Origin of the sequence: Pauljensenia sp. 20925_1_25, assembly GCF_041433955.1 — a bacterium.
Classification (GTDB): domain Bacteria; phylum Actinomycetota; class Actinomycetes; order Actinomycetales; family Actinomycetaceae; genus Pauljensenia.
In genome coordinates this window covers 1-21,887 of sequence record NZ_JAPWCL010000023.1, presented here as the reverse complement: position 1 = coordinate 21,887, position 21,887 = coordinate 1, and the positions used below count along the sequence as shown (strand labels likewise).

The 21,887-nt window shown below is 67.1% G+C and carries 15 protein-coding genes and 2 tRNA genes; 15 read left to right on the top strand and 2 right to left on the bottom strand.

Annotation, left to right across the window (positions count from 1 at the left end; translation table 11 throughout):
* Positions 1-199 precede the first annotated feature (199 nt).
* The gene (pgm, locus tag O3932_RS09160; RefSeq protein ID WP_009647634.1) at positions 200-1,876 is read right to left on the bottom strand and encodes a phosphoglucomutase (alpha-D-glucose-1,6-bisphosphate-dependent); all 1,677 of its coding nucleotides are present in this window, start codon (positions 1,874-1,876) and stop codon (positions 200-202) included.
* Between the two features lie 249 nt (positions 1,877-2,125).
* On the opposite strand from pgm, the gene O3932_RS09155 reads away from it, so the two are divergent.
* The 3 genes from O3932_RS09155 (at position 2,126) to O3932_RS09145 (ending at position 3,926) form a co-directional block, all read left to right on the top strand.
* Complete coding sequence (locus O3932_RS09155; protein WP_371537912.1) at positions 2,126-3,466, top strand: AGE family epimerase/isomerase; 1,341 nt, start codon at positions 2,126-2,128, stop codon at positions 3,464-3,466.
* A 204-nt stretch (positions 3,467-3,670) separates the two neighbouring features.
* Positions 3,671-3,760: transfer RNA gene (locus O3932_RS09150), tRNA-Ser, on the top strand.
* Positions 3,761-3,836: 76 nt separating this feature from the next.
* Positions 3,837-3,926 (top strand) — tRNA-Ser (locus O3932_RS09145).
* 1,221 nt (positions 3,927-5,147) lie between these two features.
* On the opposite strand, the gene O3932_RS09140 is transcribed toward O3932_RS09145, so the two are convergent.
* Positions 5,148-6,611 (bottom strand): L,D-transpeptidase family protein, encoded by a 1,464-nt coding sequence (locus O3932_RS09140; RefSeq protein WP_371537910.1) that lies wholly within the window; start codon positions 6,609-6,611, stop codon positions 5,148-5,150.
* Positions 6,612-6,817: 206 nt separating this feature from the next.
* On the opposite strand from O3932_RS09140, the gene O3932_RS09135 reads away from it, so the two are divergent.
* From O3932_RS09135 to O3932_RS09080, 12 genes are all read left to right on the top strand, one after another.
* Complete coding sequence (locus O3932_RS09135; RefSeq protein ID WP_009647842.1) at positions 6,818-7,234, top strand: DUF4418 family protein; 417 nt, start codon at positions 6,818-6,820, stop codon at positions 7,232-7,234.
* A 10-nt stretch (positions 7,235-7,244) separates the two neighbouring features.
* On the top strand, positions 7,245-8,123 hold the full coding sequence (locus tag O3932_RS09130) for a DUF6273 domain-containing protein (protein ID WP_371537906.1): 879 nt from the start codon (positions 7,245-7,247) through the stop codon (positions 8,121-8,123).
* Positions 8,120-9,310 carry an ABC transporter permease gene (locus O3932_RS09125; protein WP_371537904.1) on the top strand — a complete coding sequence of 397 codons (1,191 nt, stop codon included), beginning with the start codon at positions 8,120-8,122 and terminating at the stop codon, positions 9,308-9,310. Before O3932_RS09130 ends, O3932_RS09125 begins: the two co-directional genes overlap by 4 nt.
* A 21-nt stretch (positions 9,311-9,331) precedes the next feature.
* Positions 9,332-10,537, top strand: a complete 1,206-nt coding sequence (locus O3932_RS09120; protein WP_371537902.1) for an ABC transporter permease — start codon at positions 9,332-9,334, stop codon at positions 10,535-10,537.
* A gap of 1 nt (position 10,538) precedes the next feature.
* On the top strand, positions 10,539-11,222 hold the full coding sequence (locus O3932_RS09115) for an ABC transporter ATP-binding protein (RefSeq protein ID WP_371537899.1): 684 nt from the start codon (positions 10,539-10,541) through the stop codon (positions 11,220-11,222).
* Positions 11,223-11,652: 430 nt separating this feature from the next.
* Positions 11,653-11,781, top strand: a complete 129-nt coding sequence (locus O3932_RS09110; protein ID WP_314965882.1) for a hypothetical protein — start codon at positions 11,653-11,655, stop codon at positions 11,779-11,781.
* 194 nt (positions 11,782-11,975) lie between these two features.
* Entirely contained in the window at positions 11,976-15,230 is a 3,255-nt protein-coding gene (locus O3932_RS09105) for a DNA polymerase III subunit gamma and tau (RefSeq protein ID WP_371537897.1), read from the top strand.
* A gap of 1 nt (position 15,231) precedes the next feature.
* Positions 15,232-15,825: a recombination mediator RecR gene (gene recR / locus O3932_RS09100; RefSeq protein WP_299240720.1), complete on the top strand. Its 594-nt coding sequence runs from the start codon at positions 15,232-15,234 to the stop codon at positions 15,823-15,825.
* Positions 15,826-16,021: 196 nt separating this feature from the next.
* A complete protein-coding gene (locus O3932_RS09095) occupies positions 16,022-16,729 on the top strand; it encodes a response regulator transcription factor (protein WP_371537894.1) in 708 nt (235 codons plus the stop codon).
* On the top strand, positions 16,726-18,342 hold the full coding sequence (locus O3932_RS09090; protein ID WP_371537890.1) for a sensor histidine kinase: 1,617 nt from the start codon (positions 16,726-16,728) through the stop codon (positions 18,340-18,342). Before O3932_RS09095 ends, O3932_RS09090 begins: the two co-directional genes overlap by 4 nt.
* A gap of 271 nt (positions 18,343-18,613) precedes the next feature.
* A complete protein-coding gene (locus O3932_RS09085; RefSeq protein WP_371537887.1) occupies positions 18,614-19,930 on the top strand; it encodes an aspartate kinase in 1,317 nt (438 codons plus the stop codon).
* A 145-nt stretch (positions 19,931-20,075) separates the two neighbouring features.
* Positions 20,076-21,122 (top strand): aspartate-semialdehyde dehydrogenase, encoded by a 1,047-nt coding sequence (locus tag O3932_RS09080; protein WP_371537885.1) that lies wholly within the window; start codon positions 20,076-20,078, stop codon positions 21,120-21,122.
* Positions 21,123-21,887 lie beyond the last annotated feature (765 nt).

Below are 21,887 nucleotides of genomic sequence, written 5' to 3'. Positions count from 1 at the left end.
TTCAGCCCTTGTCCTGCCCGCCAGTTTACAGGCCGGATGGTGCGATTGCGCCTCGTAGGCTCAGCGCGTTTCCCCTGTGATTGCGCGGGTTCTGGCGTGACCGTCGGCGGTGAAGTCGGCGCGATATGACAACGGGGGTGGCGCTCACGTGTGTGAGCGCCACCCCCAGCAACCCGCGCAAGCGGGCAGCGTCAGAGAATCAGCCGTTCAGAGCGTCAGATACGACCTTCTTCGCGGCCTCCTGGACCTCGGCCAGGTGCTCGGCACCCTTGAAGGACTCCGCGTAGATCTTGTAGACGTCCTCGGTGCCCGACGGGCGAGCCGCGAACCAAGCGGACTCGGTCGTCACCTTCAGGCCGCCGATGGGCGCGTCGTTACCGGGAGCACGTACCAGCTTCGCGACAATCGGGTCGCCGGCCAGCTCGGTCGCGGTCACGTCCTCGGGGGACAGAGCCGCAAGCTTCGCCTTCTCCTCGCGGGAGGCAGCCGCGTCGATGCGAGCATACGCAGAAGCGCCGAAGCGCTCCACCTGCTCCTCGTGCAGCTGCGAGGGGGTCTTACCTGTCACGGCCAGGATCTCCGAGGCGAGCAGCGCCAGGATGATGCCATCCTTGTCGGTCGACCACACGGTGCCATCCTTACGCAGGAACGACGCTCCCGCGCTCTCCTCGCCGCCGAAACCGACGGCACCGGACAGCAGGCCAGGCACGAAGTACTTGAAGCCGACCGGCACCTCGATCAGCTCGCGGCCCATGGAGGCCACGACGCGGTCGATGAGCGCGGACGACACCAGGGTCTTGCCCACGGCCGCGTCCTTGCTCCAACCGGGACGGTGCGTGAACAGGTACTCGATGGCCACAGCCAGGAAGTGGTTCGGGTTCATCAGGCCGTCAGGCGTGACGATGCCGTGGCGATCCGAATCCGCGTCGTTGCCGGTCGCGATGTCGTAGGGGGTGTTGCCCTCGGCGTCGGGGGTCATGGCCTCGCGCAGGGATGCCATCGCGTAGGGCGAGGAGCAGTCCATGCGGATCTTGCCATCCCAGTCCAGGGTCATGAACGGCCACGCCGGGTCGACCTCGGGGTTGACGACCGTCAGGTCCAGGCCGTAGTGCTCGCCGATAGCCGCCCAGTAGTCGATGGACGCGCCACCCAGCGGGTCCGCGCCGATGCGCACGCCAGCGTGACGGATCGCCTCAATGTCGATGATCTGATCCAGCTGCGAGACGTAGAAGTCCAGGTAATCGAAAGGCTTCACGTTCGGGTCGTGCAGCAGCTCAGAGCCGGTGACGCGGGGAACGTCCTTCCACTCGCCCGAATCCAGCAGCTCGTTCGCGCGCGCCGCAATCCAGCCGGTCGCGTCCGTGTCGGCGGGGCCGCCGTGAGGCGGGTTGTACTTGAAGCCACCGTCGCGCGGCGGGTTGTGGCTGGGGGTCACGACGATGCCGTCAGCCAGTCCGTCACCCTCCGTGCGCAGGTTCGCCGGTGCGCCGTTCGCGCCCAGAATTGCAACGGACACGGCGGGGGTCGGCGTGTAGGAGCCGCGCGAATCAATGCGCGTGTCGATGCCGGCGGCCGCGAGGACCTCCAGGGCGGTGCGCCACGCGGGTTCACTCAGGGCGTGCGTGTCACGGCCGATGAACAGAGGACCGTTGATGCCCTGCGACGCGCGGTACTCGATGATCGCCGCGGTGATGGCGATGATGTGCGCCTCGTTGAATTTGCCGTCCAGCGAGGAGCCGCGGTGGCCCGACGTTCCGAATGCGACGCGCTGTCCCACGTCGGTCGGGTCGGGAACGATGTCATAGTAAGCGGAGATGACATCGTCGACGTTGATGAGGTCTTCTGGAAGGGCACGTGTGCCAGCTCGATCATGCATAAGCCCAGTGTTGCACGTTACGTCCACTTCTGCGTAGGTCCGTCCACGCCGTGAAACACGTCATCGTTTCATCGTGTACGAGGCCGGGGCTGAGCATGCGTAAAACTGCAGGTCAGAGCGTGACTTTCCCCGGCCTCGTCCCTGTTTGAGGAGTGAACGTGTGGACGTATTCCCAAATGGGGAAAGGAACGTCTATCCTATGAGAGGTCGGTCACCGCAGACCGTGGCTGTTTTGGCAGGAGGAACATCGTGGGATGGTTTGATTCCATCGAACATAACCGTTGGCTGAGTGCCAACATGCAGGCGCTCATCGAAGAGGCTGAGGGGTCCATCGTGGCCACCGGTTTCGCACACCTGGACGCCGACGGCAAACCGGACCTGAGCCGGTCCATTGACCTGGCCGTCACCGGGCGCATGGCCTACATCTTTTCCCTGGGGGCCCTCATGGGCCTGCCCGGCACGCGCCGCTACGCCGACCATGCTGTCAAGTCGCTGACCAAGTACTTCACGGACCCCGTCAACGGCGGCATGTGGTACCAAATCAAAGCTGAACCGGACGAGGAGGGGCACGGCGTCCCCTGGGACGAGGCCTCCCGCGTCAAGTCCCAATACCACACCGTCTACGCGCTGCTCGGCGTCGCCGCCGCGACCGTCGCCAACCGACCCGGCGCGCACGAGCTGCTCGAAACCATGCTCCAAGAGCAGAAGGACTACTGGATCGACGACTACGGCCTCGTGTGGGATCAGTACGACGAGGCTTTCAGCGAACCCGCGCCCGTCCACGCCCTCGGCACCCTCATCCACACCATCGAGGCCTACATGGCCGCCGCCGAGGCGACCACCGAACCCGAATGGCTGGACCGCGCCGAAAAGATGACGGCCTTCGCGTACAAGGTTGCATCCAAGAACAACTGGCGCATCCCCGAGTACTACGACGAGGAATGGCAGCCCAGCCTCGAGGCCGGAAAGCTCTGCAACGACGGACGCCGCTACCACGAAGGCTACGTCACCGGTCACTCCATGCAGCTCGCGCGCTTCGCGCTGCAGGTGCGCGCTGGCCTGCGCTCCACGGGCTGGGCCGTACCCGACTACCTGATGGAACTGGGAACCGAACTCTTCGAGCGCGCCCGCGTCGACGGCTGGCGTCGCACCGACGGGGCACCCGGCTTCTCCACCGCCGTCAACGACGAGGGCGATCCCATGCCCGGCGAAGACGAGCACCAGCAGTGGGTCGTCTGCGAGGGCGTATGCGCGACCGTCGCCGTACGCCGCGCGATGCTCGATGACGGGCATCGCATCGACGAGGTCGAGCACTTTGAGCACTGCTATCGCTCCTTCGTGGACTACATCCACGATTACCTCATCGCCCAGCCGGGCCGCTGGATCCGCCGCCTCGGCCCCCACAATGAGAGCGTTCAGCCCGCCAAGTCCTCACGCTGGGACGTCTACCACGCGATCCAGGCGATGCTCGCGATTCGCGTGCCGCTGTGGCCGCCGACAGCCCCCGCGCTCTCGCGCGGCCTCCTCGACCACCCCGAGGAGCCGGCACCCGACAAGAAGTCCTGGAACTTCTTCGGCCTGCGAGGCTGATAGCTGCGATTGGGACCGGACCCGGGGCGTGTGCACCCCCGGGTCCGCCTCTTTGTTCACGCTGCGCGGTGAGTGCCGGAGCGATCCCTCAGATGTGGTGTGCGCTCGACCCAGTCTCTCCCGCTACCGCAGGGCGGGCGGTGACTGTGCCCGTACCGTCGGCTTCGCGTGTGTGAGCCTGTTCCTGTAGGATGGAGCAGGTCTGGAGGGCTGTCTGAGTGGCCGAAAGAGACGGTCTTGAAAACCGTTGTGTCAGCAATGGCACCGGGGGTTCGAATCCCTCGCCCTCCGCCATGTCGATGCGCTTTCGGGTATGTGCGGCGGGTGCGGTTCGCGTTCGTGGCAAAAATGTCCTAAAGTAGTCGGCACTGGAGACGTCGCATAGTCCGGTCGAGTGCGCCTCCCTGCTAAGGAGGTAGGGGTGCATAGCCCCTCGCGGGTTCAAATCCCGCCGTCTCCGCTCCCTGCCCCGGGATTCCTCTGGAATCCCGGGGCTTCGTCGTTGCCTGTGCTGCTTGCGCGGGTTCTGGGTGCGGGGTGGATGTGCTTCCTGCGGTGCTCTCCATGTGGGTGGGCTCGGAAGGCTCCGGGTTATAGGACACTAGGGTTATAGGGTGAAACGTGTTGGTTTTGTGGTGACTTTTCGGCTTGTTGGTGCGGGAAAGTTGCTGTTATAGGTGGTTGGGACCAACTATGAGGATGGACAAATCGTGTTGCTGGGGTGGTGACTTGTCGGCTGTGCGGCGCGGGAAAGTCGCTGTTGTAGGTGGTCGTGTTTGCCGTGTTCCTGTGAATGCTGCGTCGCGGGCCTGTGTGTGGCTGCCCCATGATCCGTCATGGATTGGCTGTGTGCGACAGTGACCTGGGCTCCAACGTGTCCCGCATGTGAACCCGCTGTTTCGCACGTGGGCCGTCTGTTCCGCACGTGGGCGGGGTTGCCCAGGCTCGGAATAGCAGGCCCACGTGCGGATGAGAAGGGCATACCAAGGCATGCAAGGTGCGAACCCAGCAACACGACATGTCCTATAAGCCGAAGGATGGACACATCGTGTTGCTGGGGTGGTGACTTGTCGGTTGTGTTGCGCGGGAAAGTCGCTGTTGTGGGTGGTCGTGTTTGCCTCGTTCCTGGATTCGCCCAAATCGCAGACCACCTCACCCACAACAGCCCATTTTTGCCGTTTTTCGGCGAGGTGGTCTGCACTTTGGGCGTGTGTGGCTGCCCCATGGTCTGTGACCGATCATCCGCGTGCGACAACGCGTGGCCTCCAACGTGTCCTGCGTATCAACCAGCTGTCTCGCATGTGGGTCGCCTGTTGCGCACGTTAACCCGCTGTTCCGTACGTGGGCGGGGTTGCCCAGGTTCGGAATAGCGGGTCCACGTGCGGATGAGAAAGGCCAGGCTCGGAATAGCGGGTCCACGTGCGGATGAGGGCTTACGTGCGCCGGAGCCGCAACGGCCAAGCGGGCTGCGCTGGCAAACAGGTGGCACAACGGTGCTCGGGGTCGCAAGGGCGCGACGAGCAGCAACGCCGACGCCGAGGCCGTAAGGCGGGTCGTAATGGCACGGTGAAACCACAATGGCGAGGCCGGGACAGCCCCCGATATCCGGAAGGCTAGCCCCGGCCTCGTCGTGCTGAGCGGTAGGCCATCGGTAAACCGTCAGTAGGCTGTCAGCAGACCGTTAGTAGACCGTCACGTAGGTCCCCGATGGGATCGTGTCGTGCAGCCACTTGGCGTCCTCGTAGCGCAGGCGCACGCAGCCGTGGGAGACGTGCCCGCCGAGGGTGCCGTCCATCACGGTCATGGTGCCCTCGTAGTAGAGAATCGAGTGGAACAGGTAGTCGCCGTAGAACTGGGTCCACCAGTACGCCGTGTACCCGTGCCCGAAGGAGGAGCCTCGGTTCTTGATGGTGAAGGTGCCGGTGACGGTCGGGGTGGAGGACTTGCCGACGGAGCAGGGCATGTCGGTGAGTGGCTGCCAGGAGTTTGCCGCCCAGTAGAACGTCATGCAGTGCGGGGCGCTCGTGTCGACGACGACCAGGTAGTTCGTGGGACTGTAGAGGGTCTTTGCATAGTTCCAGTCGGCCTCGAAGCCGGAGCGGCCGGATACCCAGAAGCCGTCCCACCGGTCGAAGTAGTTCCAGCTGCCGTCGACCATCGCCCAGGCGGTCGCCATCGCGCCGCCGGAGTCCGGCCTCAGGTAGTACCATTTCGCGCCTTGCTGCAGCCAGCCGGTGGCCATGGCCCCAGAGCTTCCCAGGTAGTACCAGGAGCCGCCGTCGCTGACCCAACCGGTGCGCATGGCACCGCTGGCGTCCGCGTAGTACCAGGTGTCGCCGGCCTTGAACCATCCGGTGGCCATGGCTCCGGATTCGCCCAGGTAGTACCAGGCCCCCGCCCGTACCCACGTGGAAGCGCTCATCGCGCCGGAGGCATCGAGGTGGTACCAGGTGCCGTCGACCTTGGTCCATCCGGTGGCCATCGCGCCGCCCGCGTCCGGGTTCAGGTAGTACCGGGTGCCGCCGGAGACCTGCCAGCCGGTGACCATGGCTCCGGAGTCGGATAGGAGGTACCACGAGCCGTCCCGGTACCAGCCGGTGCGCACGCCGTTTTCGGTTGATGCGTACCAGGTGCCGTCGGGCGCGCGGTACCAGCCGACCGGAACGAAGCCGTCGGTGTTGAAGGCGTAGCGCACGCCGCTGACCTCGAAGATTCCGTCCTTGAGCCATGTGCCGTCGGAACTTTCGTAGCGCCAGCCTTCGGCGTGGTGCACCCACTGGGAGGTGGCGGGTGCCGGGGGTTCGGGTTCGGTGGGATTATCCGGCGCGGGTTCGGTGGGGTCACCCGGTTCGGGCTGCGCCGGGTCGGGCGTCGGGGGAGCGTCGTCCGACGAGGCCGGGGTGTCCTCGGGCGTCGCGGAGGCGGTCCGGTCGGGGGTGGCTTCGGACGAGGCGGGGGGTGCCTCGGGCGTGGCTGGTGCGGTGGGTGTGCTCGCACCCGACTGTGCGCCTGATTGTGGGCCGGATTGTGCGGCGTCGTCGGCGACGTCGGCACCTGCGGCTGCGAGGGGGAAGAGACCGACGCATGCGAGCGCGGTCACCGATGCGACGATGCATCGGGCAAAGCGGATGTGAATCCTCTTCATGATGACACCTCACTGGTGGGGGATGTCTCAATCTTAGGTCCTGGAGGGGCGTGGTGGGGGCGCGTGCGGTCGGTGCGTGGGGGCTCTATGAATGTCTGAGTCGCGGGGCGCGTGCGAGGGTAAAAGCATTGTGTTCCTGCGTAAATGAGGCTTATGATACTTTTATAAAGTTCGTCAATGCTTGCTCGCCCCTAAGGAATGAACCCATGTCCAAGAAGGACGTCGTCATCCCCCTCGTGCCCGCAGCCCTGAGCGCCCTGCTCCTCGCCGGAGGAATTACCGTGTTCTCGGCCTGCGACCCCAGGCCGGACGGCTCATGGATGCAGTGCCACCAGTGCCAGAACAGTGTTGCGGCCAGCTCGGCGGGCCTCGTCGTGTTCTTCGGAACCGCGGCTTTCGTCAAGAATAAAGGTGTGCGCCTGGCCCTCCAGGCGCTCTCGTTGATCGGCGCGATTGTCGTCTTCTTTATCCCCGGCGTCATTTGTCCGTTGTGCATGATGAAGACGATGCGCTGCCACACGGTGTTCCAGCCCTTCGTGCGCATCATGAGTGTGCTCGTCGCTGGCGGCGGTGTCGCGGCCCTGGTGCACACGTTCAAAAAGGATCGGGCCTCTCAGGCCTGACACTAGAGCGGTGACACGCGCTCGCCTGTCCCAGGCATCCATCAAGAAGGGGGCCGTCGCACTCGCGGCGGTTCTCCTCACGTTGACCCTCGGTTTCATGATCTACAACCATCAGCGCGGGGAGCGTTATGCGGAGGCGGTGCGCCTGGCCGAGGCCGGGGATACTTCGGGCGCGTACGCGATCTTCGTTGGGCTCGGGGGCTACGCGGACGCGGCGCAGCGCGGGGCGGACCTCGTCGGAAAAGACCCGGCGGTGCCCTACCGGAGGGCGGCCAAGGGGGACGTGATCGACTTCGGCTCCTTCGAGCAGGACGGGAACGAGGCGAACGGGCCCGAGCCGATTCAGTGGATCGTGCTCGAGCGTTTCGATGATCGCCTCCTGGTCCTCAGCGCCGACGTGCTGGAGGCCCGCCAGTACAACCACGTGCCCTTCCAGGATGTCACGTGGGCTGACTCTGATCTGCGCGCGTGGATGAACGGGGACTTTTTCGCCTCGGCCTTCACTCCCGCCCAGCAGGGAATTATCCCCTCCGTCCTCAACGAGAACGCGGACCAGTCGATCGCAGGGACCCCGGGCGGAGCGCCCACGCAGGACCGCGTCTTCGCGCTGAGCGAGCAGGAGAGCGTCGTCTACCTGAGCGGCAGCACGAACCGATCCGATATCGGTGCGGCACCCGCCAGCCAGGCCGCGGCCTCGGGCCCCCTGGCCGTCAGCGAGGACGGGACCGCCGACTGGTGGCTGCGCTCGCCGGGCACCTATGCCTTCGCCGCGCAATACGTCGACACCGCGGGCACCCCGCTGCCCAGCGGCGCGAACGTCGACGTCCTCTACGGGGTGCGCCCCGCCCTGTGGATCGATATCGCCGAGGTCGGCGGAGGTCAGCAATGACGCGTGACCTCACGCTGCGCCTCGTTCCCGTCAAGAACATTCGGGCACACCCGGTGCGCGCCGTGATCATCCTGGTGCTCGCGCTCGCCCAGGCGGCGTGCGTGTTTGTTGGCCTCGTGGCGCTCGACGGCATGCGCGCGCAGCTGAGCCTGGCCGAGCGCAGGCTTGGCGCCGACCTCGTCGTCTACCCGACGACCTGCCTGAACCAGGTCGATAAGAGGCAGCTGAGCATGCTCGGCACCCCCGCCCAATGCGACCAGCCGCGCGCGGCCCTGTCGCGCATGGACAGCAACGAGGACATCTCGGCCGTTACCGTCCAGCTCGCCATCGCGGACACGCAGCCGGACGGGACGCCCCTGTGGATCGTTGGCTACGACCCGGCGTCCGACTTCGTTATCTCCCCGTGGATCGCCGATGGCGAGGGGGCAGCACCCCCGACGGGCACCGTCGCGGTCGGTGCCGCCGTGCGCCAGGATCCGGACGGCCAGGTCACGCTCTTCGGGAAGCAATGGCCGGTCGGCGCACACCTGGAAGCAACCGGCACCGACACGGACACCATCGTCTTCGTCACCATGGACACTCTGCGCCAGGTCATCGCTGCTTCCGCCGAATCCGGCGTCGACACCTACGCCTCCCTGAACCCCGACCAGGACTACACGGTCGCCCTCGTGCGGGTCACCAATCCGAGCGACGTCGGCGCAGTGACCGAGTGGATCAACCTCTACGTGCGCAAAGTGACCGCCGTGCGCTCCGATGTCGCCGTCGCAGCCACAGCCTCGGACGTGAGCGCCCACCGAAGCGTCCTCCTCGGCGTCCTCGGTGTCGCCTGGATGATCCTGCTCGCCGCCCTCATGGTCGCCCAAGCCACCCTCATGAACGAACGCCGCCACGAAATATTCGTCTGGCGATCCATCGGAGCCTCACGCGCGACCATCGCCCGCGTCATGACCACCGAATCACTCATCGTCCACGCGGCGGGCGCGCTCGCGGGTGTCGTCGTCGGAGCCGCCGCCCTGCCCCTGCTCGGTGATGCCCCCGCGCTCGCAGCGCTGACCACCCCGGCCAGGTCGGCACCCCTTGCGCTCATGACCGTCGCCCTGCTGGTAGCCTTCGGCGTGGCCGGGACCCGCCTCGCGTTGGCGCGGGTAAGCCGCGCCGCGCAGGGAAACAAGCTCGCGCCGATCTAGGCGCACGACAGGAGGACACACATGCTTTCGCTCGCGCGACTGCCCTGGATGAACCTGCGCGGCTACCCGGTGCGCACGGGGACCCTCGTGGTCTTCTCAATGCTCATGACGATGGCGATGTTCGGCGGGACCATGCTGGTGTCGGGTATCGACCGGGGCCTGCACACCGTCGAGTCACGCCTCGGCGCGGACATCATGGTGACGCCCGCGGACGCTGACGACTTTGACCCGCAGGCGTTCCTGGTAGGTGCCGAGCCCTCCTACTTCTACATGGACGAGGCCACCCGCGACCAGGTCGCCGCCGTCGACGGCGTCGAGGCCGCGTCCGCCCAGCTTTTCCTGGCAACCGCCCGCGCCTCGTGCTGCTCGGGACGCTACCAGGTCATCGCATTCGACCCGGCGACGGACTTCACCATCCAGCCGTGGATCTCTGACACGGTGGGGGCCTTGGACCTCGGCGACATGGAGGTCATCGTCGGCGCGAACGTCGGCGTGGCGGACCCGGAGAACTTCTCGCTGTTCGGCAACAAGCTGCGCGTCGTCGCCCAATTCGACACCACCGGATCGACGCTGGATAACGCGGTGTACGCCAACTTCGATACCGCGCGCATCCTCATCGATTCCTCCCTGGATAAGGGCCTCAACAAGTACACGACCCTCGACACTGGCCACATCATCTCCTCGGTCATGGTGAGGGTCGCGCCCGGTCGCGACGTCGATGCGGTCGCCGCCGACATCCAGGCGAGCGTGCCCGGGGTGAGCGTGACGACCTCGACGACGATGGTCAGCGGCATCGCGCGCTCGCTGGAGGCGACCTCGCGCACGGTGACGGTGCTGGTGGCGCTCGTGTGGGGCGTGGGCCTGGCGATGATCACACTGATCTTCGTCATGATGATCGTCGAGCGTAAACGCGAGTTCGGCACGCTCATTGCCCTGGGCGCGCATAAAGGCCTGGTCGCGCGGATCGTCGTGTCCGAGGCCGTGGCAGTGAACGCGGTCGGCGCGGGCCTGGGCGTCCTCGTCTCGGGGGTTCTCATCACCTCCTTCTCCGGGCTCGTGAGACAAACAATCGGCCTGGGGTTCCTGATCCCCTCCCTCCCCGTGATCGCCGGCCTGGCGGCGGGGGCTGTGGCCGCGATGGGTCTGGTCGCCCTCGTATCATCGTGGATAGCGCTGCGCGCCCTGAATACGGCGGATGCCAGCGCCCTACTCAAGGAAGGCGAGTGACATGCTCATTGAAGCGACCTCCCTCACGAAGGATTTCCCCCGTGCCCGCAAGGGTAGCCGTCTGTTTACTGCGGTGGCACCGCTCGACCTTGCCCTGGAGGTGGGACAGTTGACCGTCATCACCGGGCATTCGGGTAGCGGCAAGAGCACGCTGCTGTCCATGCTCGCCGGCATGCTCCCGCCCACGGCCGGCACGGTTCGGCTGGGGGAAGCGGACCTGTACGCGATGCGCGATGAGGAACGCTCGCGCTTGCGTAACGAGCGCATCGGTCTGATCCCGCAGGGGCACACGGCGCTGCGCAGCTTGAGCGTCCTCGAGAATGTGCTGCTGCCTTCCGTGCTTTATGCCAAGGCCGAGCCGCCGCGGGCGCACGCCGAGGAGCTCCTGGCCGCCGTGGGGCTATCCGATCTGGCGGACGCACGCCCCAATGAGCTGTCCGGCGGCGAGCTACGCCGCGTCGCCGTGGCCCGTGCACTTCTCATGAACCCGTGCATCGTCCTGGCCGACGAGCCGACGGCCGGCCTGGACGCCGAGAACGCGACCACCGTCCTGCGCCTCCTGCGCGAGGCAGCCGATGGGGGAGCGGCCGTCCTGATCGTGACCCATGAACCCGAAGCGCGCCGCTACGCCGACCGCACCTTCGCAATGGACGGCGGTCACCTCTCCTCGGAGCAAGCCTCGTAGGGGACGAGGCTGTGGTCGCCTCAGTGCTCCCGTGCCCTGCGGGGTGCTGAGGCTTATCGACCCAACGCTCGGTCAGAGGAGGAACGTGACTAGGGGCCTTTGTGTGGGGCGGTGAAGGCTCTCGGTTATGAATTGAGACACTCTGTATTACGTGGGCCCGTCTAACCATTTCGACCCTACTGGTCATACTTGGCATCGAATGTCGGCTGCGAACGCATGATTATCTGATAAATGCTGGGCTATGTTCGATTCTTGTCGCTGACCAAGAGTTCAGAGAAGTTATAACGGAACTGTCATGCCTTGGAATTCTGAAAATAACACCGATATTATTGTGCGTCAGGCGATAACTGTCAGACATGGAGTTTGCTCAACAGTGTCATTAGGCTGGGACCCAGGTCCTGTCAAATTTCGCTAGTTGAAGGAGAAGTCGATGTCTCGACTGCGCCCTTTCCGCTCCCGTGTGGGAGTTGTGGGGGCTGCCGGCATGGCAGCCCTCACCGCCCTCGCCGGCGCACTGGCCATCGGCACCAAGCGCCGCCGCGAACGCCGGGACGCCTAACGGGCACCACGCCTGACACCAGGTAACCCCAGGCAGGGGCGCGAGACCAACACATGGTCCCGCGCCCCTCCCACATACCCGGCCCCGGCCTCGTCAATGGGACCCGTCGATCATGCTGGCGGAACCAGCGGCCCGACGCTGTGGAACGCGCGGCGCGGGACGCAGATGGGGGTGGGACCAACTAGGCTTGGAGGGTGACCACAGCACTGTATCGCCGGTATCGCCCCGACACCTTCGACCAGGTGATCGGGCAGGAGCACGTGACGGAGCCGCTCAAGGCGGCGCTGCGCGCGAATCGCGTCACACACGCGTACCTGTTCTCGGGGCCGCGCGGATGCGGCAAGACAACGTCCGCGCGCATCCTGGCGCGCTGTCTGAACTGTGCGCAGGGTCCCACGGACACCCCGTGCGGTCAGTGCGAATCCTGCCGCGAGCTGGCCACCGGCGGCCCCGGCTCGCTCGACGTCGTCGAGATCGACGCGGCCTCGCACGGCGGCGTCGACGACGCGCGTGACCTGCGTGAACGCGCCACCTTCGCGCCGGTGCGCGACCGCTACAAGATCTTCATCATCGACGAGGCCCACATGGTCACGAACCAGGGCTTCAACGCGCTGCTCAAGCTCGTCGAGGAGCCGCCCGAGCATGTCAAGTTCGTTTTTGCGACGACGGAACCTGAGCGCGTCATCGGTACGATCCGCTCGCGCACTCACCACTACCCGTTCCGCCTGGTCCCGCCGGACGTCCTCGGCCCGTATCTGACGACCCTGTGCGCCGAGGAACACATCAGCGTGGGAGAGGGCGTCCTGACCCTCGTCATGCGTGCGGGCGGCGGCTCGGTGCGAGACACCCTCTCGGTACTCGATCAGCTGATGGCCGGCGCGATCAACGGCCAGGTCACCTACCAGACAGCGGTGGCGCTGCTCGGGTACACGGATTCCGCGCTGCTCGACCAGTCCGTCGACGCGCTTGCGGGTGGCGACGGTGCCGCGGCCTTCCGTGTCGTCGAGCGCATGGTCGAGTCCGGCCACGATCCGCGCCGCTTCGTTGAGGACCTCCTCCAGCGCCTGCGCGATCTGCTCATCATCGCGGTGGCCGGCGACGGCGCGCGCGACGTCTTGGCCGACACTCCGCAGGACCAGTTCGAGCGCATGCAGCGACAGGCACAGAATTGGGGGCCGCACGGCCTCTCCCGTGCCGCGGACCTGACCGACGAGGCCCTGCGCGCCATGACGGGCGCGACCTCACCCCGACTCCAGCTCGAGCTCCTCGTGGCGCGTATCCTCGTGCCCGCGCCCACCGCCGCGCCCGCACCGGGTCCCGTCCAGGGCACGGTCGGAATGACCGGTGGGGGAGCGCCGCGCCAGGTGTCCTCCGCTTCGTCATCCGAGGCCTCCTCGGGTCGTTTCGGCGCTCGCGAGGCACGCGAGGCCCTGGCCCGGAAGAAGCAGGAGCGCGCCGAGGCCTCGGCCCCCGCCGCGCAGACGCCCGCGTCGCCTGCCTCGTCCGGACCCGCGCCCCAGGGCATGCCCACGTGGGGGAGCGGCCCCGATTGGGGTTCCGCGAGTCCTGCGCCTCGTTCGCCCGAGGCCTCCCAGGAACCCGCGCAGCACGCGCCGGGGGAGCGAGCCTCAGGGGGGCGCGGTGAGCGCCCCGTAGGTGATCGAGCTGAGTACCCCGCGAACGAGCGTCCCACGAATGATCGGTCCGCTCGCGAGCGCGGCGAGCACGCCTCGAGCGACCAGCACGAGTGGGGTCGCAGCAAGCGCTACGATCAGCAGGGTGGCGCACGCCAGGGCGAACGTGCTCCGGCGCAGCATTCGGGTGGCCAGGCCACGCGCCAGCAGGGCCGTCCCGAGGTCCCCGAAGGCCGCGAGGCCCCCGCGCAGCGCCCCGCCCAGCCGCGACCCGACGCGCGCAGCCACGAACCGCTGCGCCGGGAAGCTCACGCCCAGGAGCGAGCGCACCGTGACACTTCGGCCTCCCAGGCCCCCGGAGGCCGCGAGGCCGACATGCTGCGCGGACGATGGAACGAGGTCGTCGAACGACTGTCCTCTATCAGCCGCGTCACCTGGTCGATGGTCGGCGGTAACGCGCAGCTCGGAGCCGTGGATGGATCCGCCGTGGTGCTGCTCTTTCCCGTCGAGGCCATGGTCAACGCATTCTCGCGCGGCCCCCGCGCTGCTGACGTCGAGAAGGCAATCCGCGAGGTCACCGGCCTGACCGTCACCGTGTCCGCGCAGGTGGGGCAGGCCTCGGGTGGCCCGGCAACGACGGGTCCGTCGGCGCAGGCATCGCGTTCGGGCGGTCAACCGCGTCAGCCCCAGCGCGGAGGATGGGTCTCGGAGCCGCCCCCTTTTGACGAGGCCGCCGCGCAGGCGGCATACCACGAAGACCCCGCGCCCGACAACGACGGCGGATGGCCCGAACCCGCGCGAGCACCGGAACCTACTCGCACGCCGGAACGCGCACCGGAGGAGTCGGCCTGGCCGGCGACCACGACGGTGATGCCTCTGCGCCGAGCGACGCCGCGTTCAGAAGAACAACGCTGGCAGGACACGCCCGATACGTTGAGTGGGTCCGACTCGTACGAGAGAGCGTCGACGCCCGAGAAATCCGCTGCGTCCGCGCGTCTGGTGCTGCCCGAAAGGGCCACCCGAGCCATCGCACAGGCCCCTGCCCACGACGAACACCCGGGTGCTGCCACGACGACAGCACCGGTCGCGCCACGCAAGCACTCCTTCACGGTCTTCACCTACCCTGGCGACCCGGAGCCCGCTGACGAAGCGTCGGTCGCACCCGCGCAGGCTGACAGCGCGGCCCCGGCCTCGTCCCCCGTCTTTGACGATGCGCCCATCGAGTCCGACGCCTACGCGCCGACCACGCCGACGGGGTGGGGCGACCCGGCTGCGATCCCCGGAGGCGCGCCCGTCTCCTTCGACGATGGCGCGGATCAGTGGACGCCGCCGGAGGAACCGACGAACAGCGCTACCCCGACCCTGCAAGACACTGCCCAGCAGGAGGCATCCCCGCAGGAATGGGCGGCGCAGGGAGCCGACGTGTCGGAGTGGGCGTCGCAGGACTGGTCACCGCAGGCCCCGCAGGAACCCGCTGAGCAGGCCGCTGCCTCGCAGACCCCCTCGTGGCTGGCAGCCGCGCCCGAGCCGATGCGCCCGGCTGCCTCGGATTCTCAGGTTGCCGACGCCGACGTGCCCGCCCAAGCGGGTCCCGGTAAACCCCTCACCGGTCGCGCCGCCGCCGAGGCCGCCCTGCGCGAGAAAGCCCAGCGCGAAGCCACCGTCGCCTCGACCCGCACTCACGCGGCCGACGACGACAGCGCCAGCATCGACGACGAAAACATTGAACACTCGCAGACGATCGGCCTGGCCGCGGTCCTGGAGATCCTCGGCGGACGGGTCATCGAAGAGAAGATGACCGAGGGAGGATACTGACATGTACGACGGTGCCCTGGCCGACCTCATCGACCAGTTCGGACAGCTGCCCGGCATCGGCCCGAAGTCCGCGCAGCGCATGGCCATGCACGTCCTGGACGCGGAGCCCGATGAGGTCGCGCGCCTCGTTGACGCGATCAACGCCGTGCGCGGGCGCGTGCGCCACTGCGACATCTGCGGCAATCTCACGGAAGAGGACCAGTGCTCCATCTGCCGCGACGTGCGCCGTGACCCCAGCGCGATCTGCGTCGTCCAGGAGCCCAAGGACATCCAGGCGATCGAGGGCGCGCGCGTGTTCCGTGGGCGCTACCACGTCCTCGGAGGCGTCATCGACCCGATCCACGGGGTGGGGCCGGACCAGCTGAACATCGCCTCGCTCATGAGTCGTCTCGCCGACGGGACGGTCACCGAGGTCATCCTGGCGACCAACCCGAACGTCGAGGGCGAGGCGACGGCTGCCTACCTCGCGCGCATGCTCTCCACGATGGGCGTTGAGACCTCGCGCCTGGCGATGGGCCTGCCCATGGGCGGCGACCTGGAGTACGCGGACTCGGTGACGCTGGGCCGCGCGCTCGAGGGGCGTCGCCGCCTCTGATCCGTTATCGACGAGGCCGGGGCTGCCTCACGCTCACGCCGCGCGCAGGGGGGCGGTGTATCGGGCGACGGAGCGCAGCGCAGCGGTGCCCGCGATCTGCGCTGTTTGTCGCCTCCCAGGACGTGTGTTCTGTTCTCGGTGACGCACGTGTGACACAATCGTAGGTACCGCGCTGCGAGAAGACGAGGAGGCCGTGATGGTGACCCAGGCGAATGGCGGGGTGCCCCGTGTGCTCGTTGTTGACGACGAAGCGATGCTGGCGGACTTGCTCGCGCAGGCCCTGCGGCACGAGGGTTGGGAGACAGCTACGGCTAAGGACGGGTTGGATGCGCTGGCGAAGGCGTCGAGCTTCCACCCGGACATCGTGATCCTGGACGTGCAGATGCCGCGCATGGACGGCCTGGAGACGCTGGAGCGTCTGCGTGCTCGTGATCCGGAGCTGCCGGTCCTCTTCCTCACTGCGCGTGACGCGGTCGCTGATCGCGTGCGGGGGTTGCGCGCTGGCGCGGACGACTACGTGACGAAGCCCTTCGACTTGGACGAGGTGGCTGCCCGCGTGGAGGCTCTGCTGCGCCGCGCGGGACGCACCCAGCAGACGGTGTCAGCGGTGCTGCAGGTCGCGGACTTGACCCTGGATGTGGACTCCCATGACGTGCGTCGCGGCGGGGAAGAGATCACGTTAACGAACACTGAGTTCGAATTGCTCCGGTATCTGATGGAAAACGTCGGAATTGTCCTATCGAAGCGGAAGATCCTGGATGCCGTGTGGAGCTACGACTTCGGCGGTCAGGTGAACGTCGTCGAACTCTACATCTCCTACCTGCGCAAGAAGATTGACGCGGATCGTCCGGCCCTCATTCGCACGGTTCGAGGTGCCGGCTACATCCTGCGGGAACCCCAGTGACGAGGCGTCCTTCCTTGGCCGGGCGGCTGTCGCGCGCGCTCGCCGCGTGCGTCGCGCTCGCGCTCATTGTCATGGTGGTGGCGTCCACGCTGGTCATGCGCTCCTGGATGCTGGCCAATATGGACTCCGAACTGCATCGTCTCTCGCAGCGCGCCGGTGAGCGCCTGGACGTCGCGGATGCGCCGGACGACGAGGTGGATACGGACGATGATTCCGACGATGATGCCGACGACGATTCCGACGATGACGGTGTCCGCACGACCCCGCAGTCGAGCGTCCATGCTCCTCGTTCCGGCGGGCCGCTAGTTCCCGGTGGGCCTAAGGGACCCGGATTCGGCGGCTCCGGTATTGCCGAGGGCACTCTCCAGTACGTGAGCGAGGATGGGGAGTCGGCTGGAGCAGTTGTCTCAAACTTTTCAGTGACCTACCTGAATGCGCCGGCTCTGGCGATTCTGGCTGCTGTCCCCGCGGATGGGGGTATGCACACCGTGCGCCTGAAGGGAATGGGAACGTTCCGCGTGACCGCGCGCGTGGTCGAGGGGAAGACCGTGCTCGTCGGCATCCCGATGGACAGCATTGATGATGTGGTCCTGATGCTCGTCGGGGTTGAGATAGGTCTGTCCCTCGTCGTCGCGATTGCGGCTGGGTTCGCAGGGCGCGCGTGGGTGCGCCGCGAGCTGCGCCCGCTCGGCGTCGTGCGTGCGGCGGCTGCGGATATCGCGAGCCGTGACCTCGCCGATGAATCGGAGAACTTGACGCGGGTCAGCGAGGAAGCGATCACCGGCCCCGTCGAGGTCGCGGACGTCGCGGGTGCCCTCAACTCGATGATCGACGCCGTCGAGGACGGTATGGAACGCCGCGCCCGCAGCGAGGCGAAGCTCCGTCAGTTCGTCGCCGACGCCTCGCATGAGCTGCGTACGCCGCTCGCATCGGTTCAGGGATACGCGCAGCTCGCGCGCCGTGACATCGACGAGGCCTCCCGCACTCAGGCGCTCGAGCGCATCTCCTCGGAGGGGGCGCGGATGGCCGCCCTTGTGGAGGAGATGCTGACGCTCGCGCGACTGGACGGCAATCGAGCTCTCGCGTGTGATCGCGTCGACGTCATCCCGTTGATACTGGACGCCCTGTCCGACGCGCACGTGGTCGCCCCCGACCATGCGTGGGAGCTCGGGGAAGCTGTGGATGCCCCAGTCCTCGGCGACGAGTCCGCCCTGCGTCAGATCCTCACGAACCTCCTGGCCAACGCTCGTGTCCACACGCCCGCGGGCACGCGCGTCGTCGTCTCTATCCTCCGGAGCCGGGACGAGGCCGTGGCCGCCTCCGCTGCTCTCCGCGGCTCCGCGAAGGGAGGGGGGAGTGCGACGGGTGCCCAGGCCTCGTCGATGATCACGATCCGTGTGGCCGATGACGGGCCCGGCATCCCGGCTGACATTCGCGACCGCGTGTTCGACCGTTTTGTGCGCGGTGATTCCTCGCGCACGCGCGACGGGCGCGGCTCGTCGGGTTTGGGCATGTCGATTGTCGAGTCCTTGGCGCGCGCCATGGGCGGGTCGGTGCGGCTGGTTGACAGCGAGAAGGGAACTGTCATCGACGTGACACTGCCCGCGGCGTAAAGTGAGCATGAGTGGGTGTGTACCGCCCGGCGTGCCCCGGCCTCGTGCCGCTTTCTGAGGTCCCACGAGACGGAATCGAGCCGCCTGACTGGCCCCGACCTCGTCCATTGTGTGTGCCTGCTCGCAGTCGCGCGTTCAATGTCACCCCCGTTTACCCGTTCATATACCGGAAGTTCCCAGCGGGAACGCGCGAGCGCCGTAGGATTGACACGGTGGTGTGCGCCACCCGAATACGTGCAGACCTGCATATACCGACAGAAATGAGGGTCCAGTGGCACTGATCGTGCAAAAGTACGGCGGTTCTTCCGTCGCCGACACCGAAGCCATAAAGCGCGTCGCCCAGCGCATCGTGGACACGCACAACGCGGGACACCGCGTCGTCGTGGTCGTATCGGCCATGGGCGACACGACGGACGACCTGTTCGACTCGGCGGCCGCCCTCACGGACAACCCGCCCGAGCGTGAAATGGACATCCTCCTGTCCGCAGGCGAACGCATCTCCATGGCGCTGCTGGCCATGGCCGTCAACGAACTAGGCGTCGAGGCCCGCGCCTACACCGGCGCGCAGGCCGGCATTAAGACCGACAGCCACTTCGGTGCCGCCCAGATCATCGGCATGGTCCCCGAGCGCGTCGCCCGCGCCGTCAAAGACGGCCAGGTCGCCATCGTCGCCGGATTCCAAGGCATCTCCAAGGACGACGACGTGACAACGCTCGGCCGCGGCGGCTCCGACACAACCGCCGTCGCCCTCGCCGCAGCCCTCCACGCCGACGTGTGCGAAATCTACACGGACGTCGACGGCCTCTTCTCCGCCGACCCGCGCATCGTCCCCAAGGCCCACCGCCTGCGCACCCTCACCCAGGAAGAAACCCTGGAAATGGCCGCTCACGGTGCCAAGATCCTCCACCTGCGGGCCGTCGAATTCGCCCGCCGCTACGGGGTCCCCCTCCACGTGCGCTCCTCGTTCTCCGAAAAGAACGGCACCTGGATCTCTGACGCCCCCGCAAACCCCGAACTCAAGGGCCTCGTGCCCGACGCCGCCCTGAAGTCCCCAGAGGAAAACGCCATGGAAAAGCCCGTCATCTCCGGCATCGCTCACGACCGCTCGCAGGACAAGATCACCGTCACCGACGTGCCGAACAGCCCCGGCGTCGCCGCCCGCGTCTTCGCCGTCGTCGCCGAGGTCGGCGCCAACATCGACATGATCGTCCAGAACCTGCCGATCTCCGACCCCACGAAGGCCAACATCACCTTCACCCTGCCCGAAGGCGACGCGCAGAAGGCCCTCGACGCCCTCGAGGCCCACCGCGACGAAATCGGCTTCAACGAGCTGCGCTACAACCCCAACATCGGCAAGCTCAGCCTCGTCGGCGTCGGCATGCGCACCAACCCCGGTGTCTCCGCGCGCCTCTTTTCCGCCCTGTCCGACGCGGGCATCAACATCGACCTGATCTCCACCTCCGAGATCCGCATCTCCGTCGTCACCCGCCTCGACGACCTCGACCGCGCCGTGAAGGCAGTCCACACCGCCTTCGGCCTCGACGCCTCCGAAACCGAGGCCGTCGTCTACGGCGGCACCGGCCGCTGATCGTTCAACGACGAGGCCCGGGCTGGCCCCGCAGTTTCTGCGCGGTTCCGGTGCTCCCAGTCAGCATGGTCGGCCTCGTCCCCATAGATTTCACCCAGCGTTCGCCCCGTCGTATGGGCGCGCGCACCAACACAAGGAGAACACCATGAGTGGTTTCAATGTTGCCGTCGTCGGTGCCACCGGCCAGGTTGGCCGAGTCATGCGCACCCTGCTGGAGGAGCGGGATTTCCCGGTCGAGACGATTCGTTTCTTCTCGTCCTCTCGCTCGGCGGGCACGACCCTGCCGTGGAAGGGACAGGACATCGTCGTCGAGGACGTCGCGACGGCCGACTACTCGGGCATTGACATCGCCGTGTTCTCCGCGGGTGCCACCGCCTCGCGCGAGTACGCCCCCAAGTTCGCGGCCGCCGGCGCGGTCGTCGTCGACAACTCCTCCGCGTGGCGCAAGGACCCCGAGGTCCCGCTCGTCGTCTCCGAGGTCAACCCCGACGACGTCGACAACCGCCCCAAGGGCATCATCGCGAACCCCAACTGCACGACCATGGCCGCCATGCCCGTCCTCAAGCCCCTCGTCGAGGCCACCGGCGGCATCAAGCGCCTCTTCGTGTCCTCCTACCAGGCCGTCTCCGGGTCAGGCCGCGCCGGCGTCGCCGAGCTGACCGGCCAGATCGAAGCCGGCGTTAAGCAGGACCTTCCGGCCCTCGCCCTTGACGGTCGCGCCGTCACCCTGCCCGAACCAGGCGTGTACGTTGCACCCATCGCCTTCGACGTCGTGCCGCTCGCCGGCTCCATCGTCGACGACGGCTCCGAGGAGACCGACGAGGAGCAGAAGCTGCGCAACGAGTCGCGCCGCATCCTGCACACCCCCGACCTGGCCGTGTCCGGCACCTGCGTGCGCGTCCCCGTCTACACGGGCCACACCCTGACCATCCACGCCGAGTTCGCCGGCGACATCACCCCCGACCAGGCACGCGCCCTGCTGGCCGACGCTCCCGGCGTACGCGTCGTCGACGTCCCCACCCCGCTCGAGGCCGCCGGCCGCGACGAAGTCCTCGTGGGCCGCATCCGCCAGGATCAGGCGGTCGACGGCAAGCGCGGCCTCATCCTGGTCGTCTCCGGCGACAATCTGCGCAAGGGCGCTGCCCTCAACGCGGTCCAGGTCGCCGAGGTTGTGGCCCAGCGACTGCGCTGAATGCTCGGCCTCTCGGCGGTCGAGTACGAACTAGTTGCGTGAACGCGCGGCGGCCCTGACGGGCTGCCGCGCGTTTGCGTTGCGTGGTTGCTGGGTGCTTGTGGTGACGTTGGTGTTGCGGGCGCCGTCGGGTCCGGCCGCTGTGTGTGCTGGTGGGCGGCGGCCTTCCTGTGCGTGTTGCTTGTGGCGCCGTTGGCGTTGCGGGCGCCGTCGGGTCCGGCCGCCCGCGAGATCGCCGCACGCGAGCTTCGCTCGGAGCGGTCGATCTCGAAGCCCGCCCGTGCCCTCCGGACCCTCCGGCGCCCTCCACAACAGTGGCGCATGGTGGCTGATCGGTGGCTGGGCGCGTCGTCTCGAAGCCCGGCCAGGCCCTGACGCCGCCCGCCAGCACCCGGCCTGCTCCTTCGCTCCGGTGGGGCTGCCGCGTGTTTGCTTGTGGTGACGCTGGTGTTGCGGGCGCCGTCGGGTCCGGCCGCCCGCGAGATCGCCACACGCGAGCCTGCGGCTCGGAGTGGTCGATCTCGAAGCCCGCCCGTGCCCTCCGGACCCTTCGGTACCTTTCACATCGGCGGCGTCGTTGCGCCCTTGCCTGCGCGCGCGGATAGGTTGCTACTTCACGGATAGGTTATGAGCATCCGGATAGCTTATTAACCTATCCACATCGTCATAACCTATCCGCGTGGCGGTAACCTATCCGCGTGGCGGTAACCTATCCGCGTGGCGGTAACCTATCCGCATCCGCATCCGCCGCGGGGCATAACAAAA